The organism is Candidatus Nebulibacter yamunensis, from assembly GCF_024208055.1.
Classification (GTDB): domain Bacteria; phylum Pseudomonadota; class Gammaproteobacteria; order Francisellales; family Francisellaceae; genus Caedibacter; species Caedibacter lacustris.
The window spans coordinates 1-6,880 of record NZ_JAMBMW010000035.1 but is presented as its reverse complement, the minus strand read 5'-3'; the positions used below and the strand labels follow the sequence as shown (position 1 = coordinate 6,880).

The following is a 6,880-nucleotide window of genomic DNA, read 5'->3' as shown; positions in this document are numbered from 1 at the left end:
CTTGTAAATGCAAAGGAATTTGGTTTGTTTCTGGTTCCTTATCTTGATCTAATATTGATGTATTTATTTTTTGATAAAGCGAGTATATGTCAGATAAACTTTCATTAATATTATAAAACTCATCATTAAGTTCAGTACGAACATTATTTGGAATATCCAATTTCATTAGTCGGTGCTCAATATTTTCGAGTGATTGAGAAATAACCTTAAGAGATTCAACGTAATCGTAACCATAGGATTTAAGATAGGCTCTTTGATATTCTAATTTTTTCTCAAGCTGATTTTTTTGTTGTATGGTTTCAGTCTCGAGTTTTTTGCGTTCGGTGATGTCGATGGAAATATTTAAAGTTCCAATTACTTCCCCTTTCTTATTCCGCCAGGGCGCAATAGTAGTATCAAAAATTTTAGTGTCACCTGTGATTTGATCTTTAACAATTTCTTCACAGTGGATCTGTTTTTTATAATTGATAACATCATTTCTATTTTTAATCAACTTAACTGCTATTTCTTTTGGATAGACATCAAAAGCATTTATACCTAACCAATTTTTTTCAGAGTTGATATTTGCTGCCTTAACAGCAAACTTATTCATAAAAGTTACTTTGTGTTGTAAATCAGTACCATAAATAGGTTGAGGTATCATATCTGCAAATTCTTCAAAAGATGGCGTAATTGTAGTGATATCTACTGGCATAATGCTTCCTTACTTTCTATCTTTATTTCTCTGAGATAGGTGTTATTTAACGATAAAACGTTTATCTTTTGCCATTTAAAATCAAAGTTTTTTAAATTTTTTAAGATATTTTCAGTTTTATTTTGCAATATTAATAGATTAAACTTACTCATAAAATTCTGATCTTCTTGCCAGCCCATGCGTAATAAAAATCGTCCAATTAAATCACTATTATCATTATTGTGTAAATAATCAATTAAATCGTCAATAAATTTATCAAAGCTCACTTTAGCGAGAGGTTGGTTTTTGACTGTAAGCATGTCGGATAATCGAATTAAATTTGGATTAAAAACGTGATAAGTATCATTGCTTAATTCTACTTTGTTAAAAAGCTTTACAATCGCTTGTGCTGTAATATCGGCAGGGGAGATTTCCACTTCATCCAGAACTTCAGCAATACACCCTAATTGAGCGATAAACTTCACATAGTTAGCAAAAGAGTTATCTTCAACATCCTCTTGTACTTTGCCATTTTGTTGCATAAACGCTAAATTACCGACTCGATAAATATTGCTTTTTATTCCCTTCTCGCGCCATTTAATGGTTTCAATCTCACCTAAATACTTAGTTTTATTGTAAGGTGAGTTCCATTGTCCATTGATATCCAACTGATCATTTTCAGTAAATACCGTTTCGTTGTTATCCTGAGTCACCCCAGGCATCACTGAATAGGTCGAAATATAATGGAAGTCTTTGTGTTTGGTTAATTGACAAAATTGCAGTAAATGAATCGTTGCCTGCACATTGGCAGAATAAAATACTTGTTCAATTCCATAGTGCTTGGCTAATGCCGCACAATGAATAATACTATCTATTTGTTGCGCTAAAGATTGATATTCCCTATCCAATAAACCAATCTTCTCTTGCTCTAAATCACACGGGATATAGACAACACGATCTTTAAAATTATCTTGAAGTGAGCAGTCAAAATAAAATTTGAATTTATGTTCCATTCTCTCAATGGCGTGTGCCTTGTCTTTAGCCCTAATACAAAGATAAATACGATAAGAGGTTAAGCTGAGTAATTGGTTTAATAGGTTACATCCTAGAAAGCCTGTTGCGCCTGTGAGTAAAATATTTTGTATTGGCTTGATTGTATAACTTACCTTTGGCATTTTGGCAACTTCAGTTAAATAGCGTTCTTTTTTAGCTAATGACACCTGATTGAGTGATTTATAAGAATAAGTATGATATTGATGTTTAATTTGTTGGAGTTTATAAATCAACAGATCATGGGTAATGCTTCTATTTTCGGCTAGTTTGCGTGGAGTACGTAAATCAAATATCTCTGAGACAGCAATATCAAAGTTTGCCTGTAAGGTCACTGCCAATTGAATCGCTTTAATCGAATTACCGCCAAGCGTAAAGAAGTCATCATCGATGCCCACTTTTTCAATCAGTAAAACACTTAAGAAAGCTTGGCAGATGAGCCTTTGTTGCTCAGTAGTTGGTGCAATATAGGTTTGATGGCTGCTAAATACAATATCAGGCAAAGCCTTCACATCGATTTTACCATTAATGGTCAAGGGTATTTTATCGATCTGTAAAGCTGCACTAGGCACCATATAATGTGGTAATTTACTTGTTAGTCTATCAAGTACAGTTTTAGGCGTTATCGCATAACTGGCAACGTAATAAGCAAACAGATGCTGATCGTCATTGACCATACGCATCATGACAACTGCTTGGTCAATACCTTCAATATTTATTAAAGCATTTTCAATTTCACCCAATTCAATTCTAAAACCACGGATTTTAACCTGAGTGTCTTTACGTCCGATATACTCTAAATTGCCATCAGGCAGCCATCTGACTAAATCCCCTGTTTTATATAAGCGATCATAGCCTTTTTGTTTGTCTTCTTCAGTCGCAAAGGGATTAGTAATAAACTTTTCAGCAGTTAATTCAGGTTTGTTTAGATAACCGCATGCTACGCCTGCTCCACCAATATATAACTCACCCACAACACCAATAGGTACAGGTTGACTATAACGATCAACGACATAACATTTTGCATTATTGAGTGGCTTGCCAATATTATTGTACAGGCTGGTATTGTTATAATCGTGCATCGTCGCACATACAGTGATTTCTGTCGGACCATAGGCATTAATAAAATTTCTGTTTACAGACCATTTAGTCATTGTTGAATAACTGCATGCTTCCCCACCAGTCAATAAATATTGTAAACAATCCAGTGTCCCTGTAGATAACACCTTGAGAATAGGTGGTGGTAACAATGCTGTATTGATTTGATGCTTAAAAATATATTGATTAAGATGTTCTGGATTAATTTTTGTGGTATTTGAAATAACGTATAATCTTGCGCCAAAACTTAAAGCACTGAAAATCTCCCATACTGAGGCATCAAATGAAATGGACGAGAACTGTAGAAACCTTGAGGTCTCATTAATATTTAACTTTTCTCTTTGTACCATTATGAGATTATTTAAGTTTTGATGGGTTATGCAAGTACCTTTAGGCTGCCCCGTCGTCCCGGAGGTATAAATCACATAAGCCAGATCATGAGAGGTATTTTGAGGCAGTAGATTATCGAAAGGGAAACCTTTATAACTGTTACTATCCAGTGGTATGAGTTGACTATTTGTCATCATTTTAAGTCTTGATAGGTAATGCGATTGTGTCAACAATAAAGATACTTGAGTATCGTCAAGTATGTATCTAATCCTTTCATCAGGATAACTGGGGTCAATCGGCACATAGGCAGCCCCTGATTTTAAAATTCCCAAGATGCCTATAATTATTTCTAAGCTTTTATCTAAGCATAAAGCAATCAAGGTATCTGGTTTGATCTCAGCAAGTGATCGCAAGTATTTTGCCAGTTGATTGGCTTTGGCATTGAGTTCAGCATACGTTAATTGTTGATCTTCAAATACCACGGCAACGTTATTTGGTGCCTTTTCAACTTGTTCTTCAAATAATTGATAAATGGTTTTATCTTTTGGATAGGGTTTATCGGTTTTGTTCCATTGATGTATTATTTTATGGAGTTCTGCTTCTGGTATTTTTGCTAACGTTTTATTGTTATCAATATTCCCACATTGGTTAATGTAGTATAAAAAATATTGTTTTAATTTTGTTATTGTTTGTCGATCTATAAAATAATTGTGTCCTAATAATTCGACTGTAAATTCATTTCCTTGCCTGAAAATGTTTAAAACAAAAGGAATATTCGTTTTTTCGAACCTTTTATATTCTTCTATTTTTCTATTTTGATATTGCTCTTCTATAGAATGAAAATGGACATAATTGAAGGCAAATTGGTATAAATTATCCTCTTGTAATAAATCAGATTTAATTTTTCCGTAAGGATATATTTTATATAAATTGATTAATTCTTGATTTCTCCTTGTCTCATCAATTAGAGCTTGTATAGACTGATTTATAATATTTTGTTTAATCGGGATTGTATTAAGGTGAAGACCAAATAATTTATCTCCCCCTGTCTTTTCCAACCGATTATTGACAACTAATCCTACAATAACTTCTTGGTTAGCAGTGAAAGTAGAAACTAAAATTTGATACAGAGCTAAAAAAACCAGATTAATTGGTATGTTGAATTTTTGAGCTATATTAAAAATAATTTTGTTCTGTGTGTCATTTAGTTTGAAAAACTGTGTATTTAAGTTATTTGTAAACATTAAAGAGTTATTTAACTTTAAATTAACAGTTAGGAATTGACTGTCATCGAAATATTTTTGCCAGAATTTCACGTTACTTTTGTCCGTGATTGCATTTTGCTCATTTGAAACAAATTCACCATAGTAAGGTAGTTCATCTAACTCAATTTTTTTGTTATCAATATACGCAGTTGTGAATTCTGAAATTAAAGATGTAATACTCCAGCCATCTGAAATAGCATGATGAAAAGAAAATATTAATTTAAACGAATTTGGCAAGATACTAGTAATAATTACCCTGAATAAACCAACTTCATTGATTTTGAAAGCATTGTACCTTTCTTCAACAAAATATTTATCAAATGCATCATGCAAATAAATATTCACTTTGTCTTTAACCTTAGCACCATGTTTATGTTGGATTGCGACATACCCATAGGTTTTGTCTTTTACAAAACTAGTTCTTAATAGAGAGTGCTTTCGAATTAAGTCTTCAAATACGTTGATTATCTTAACACAATCAAGGTTATCATTTATTTGATATGAGAACACATCGTGATAGGTACCATCATTATTTGATCGCTCTTGTTCAAAAAACATGCCTTTCTGTAAATATGAAACCGGGTATATATCTTCAATATCTTCATACAATAAACCACTGTTCTGAAGCACTTGTTTTTGTCCTGCTTTGTCAATCAGTGAAAGTGGGTAATATATATCGTTAGAAGGTATATTATATAGTTTTGCTTTTTTCACAATCTTATTAATAGTTCTATAAATAAAAATATCACGCACTGAAATATTAATTCCTAAATGCTTTGCTTTCGAAACAACTCTTATACTTAAAATCGAATCTCCACCTATTCTGAAGAAGTCATCATCTATTCCGATTTGTTTAAGCTCTAATACATCTTGCCATATTTTACATAGTTGATTTTCTATTGAATTTCTTGGAGCAGTAAAAGAATGTTTATTTGTTTTAAATAATGAGACCGGAAATGCTTTTTTATCTAACTTGCCATTAATTGTTAATGGAAATTTTTTCATGTGTATAAAAGCGTTTGGTATCATATAGTCAGGCAAGACTTTTATTAAGTGACTAATTAATTCATTTTCGTCTATTGGATTCTTGCTGACATAATAAGCGGTTAAATAAAATTTATTTCCAAGGTTGTTTTTATCTTTTTTGTTGCCTAAAACGCAGGCTTGTCTAATGCCTTTAAAATTTAACAGGTTATTTTCAATTTCGCCAATTTCTATTCTTAGCCCATTGATTTTAATCTGTGTATCGTTTCTTCCAAGGTACTCTAAATTCCCATTACTAAGCCATCTGACTAAATCACCTGTTTTATATAATTGATCATAACCATTTATTTTATCCTCTTCATCCGCAAAAGGATTTTCAACAAATTTTTCAGCAGTAAGCTCAGGTTGATTCAAATAGCCACTAGCAACGCCATTACCTCCAATGTAAAGTTCACCAACTACCCCCATCGGAACAACTTGTTTATATTTATCTAGAACATAAAGCTTTGTGTTTTGTATAGGTTTTCCAATTGGAATTATGGTTTCTGTAGATCTTATGTCATTATATGCACTAACATCTATAGTTGCTTCAGTTGGTCCATATAAGTTATTTAAGCAAATAGATGGATAGAGAGTTTTAAAACGTCTCGATATTTGATGTGGTAATGCCTCTCCACTACAAAATACATCTGTTACACTATTTAATAATCTTTCAGTTACACTTAATTGCTCAACATGATCTAAATAAAGTTGAAGCATACTTGGTACAAAATGCAATTTAGTGATGCCAACTTGTTTAATTAGTATATGTAGATATTGGGGGTATTTATGATTATCAGGTTTTGTAAATACCAATTGTGCGCCACATAGAAGCGGCAGTAGTAATTCCCATACTGACACATCAAAACCATATGGTGTTTTTTGTAGAATTTTATCCGAACTATTAAAATGATATTCAGATTGTTGCCACAGTAAACGGTTTACTAGAGATTTATGGGTGATTAATGTTCCTTTCGGATTTCCTGTTGTTCCGGAGGTATAAATCACATAAGCCAGATCATGAGAGGTATTTTGAGACAGTAGATTATCGAAAGGGAAACCTTTATAACTGTTACTATCCAGTGGTATGAGTTGACTATTTGTCATCATTTTAAGCCTTGATAGGTAATGCGATTGTGTCAACAATAAAGATGCTCGCGTATCATTCAGTATGTATCTAATCCTTTCATCAGGATAACTAGGATCAATCGGTACATAAGCTGCTCCTGCTTTAAGAATGCCAACAATACCAATTATCATTTCCAAGCTTTTATCTAGACATAAAGCAATCAAGGTATCTGGTTTAATTTCAGTAAGTGATCGCAAGTATTTTGCCAGTTGATTGGCTTTGGCATTGAGTTCAGCATACGTTAATTGTTGATCTTCAAATACCACGGCAACGTTATTTGGTGCCTTTTCAACTTGTTCTTCAAATAATTGA

The 6,880-nt window shown here is 32.5% G+C and carries 2 protein-coding genes; both read right to left on the bottom strand.

The genetic code is table 11. From position 1 onward, the window contains the following. A partial coding sequence (locus M1V25_RS09985; RefSeq protein WP_498843186.1) for a PAS domain-containing protein occupies positions 1-694 on the bottom strand: 694 nt, incomplete at its 3' end. Next, on the bottom strand, positions 685-6,880 hold a 6,196-nt coding region (locus tag M1V25_RS09980), incomplete at its 5' end, for a non-ribosomal peptide synthetase (protein ID WP_498843185.1). The genes M1V25_RS09980 and M1V25_RS09985, both read right to left, overlap by 10 nt.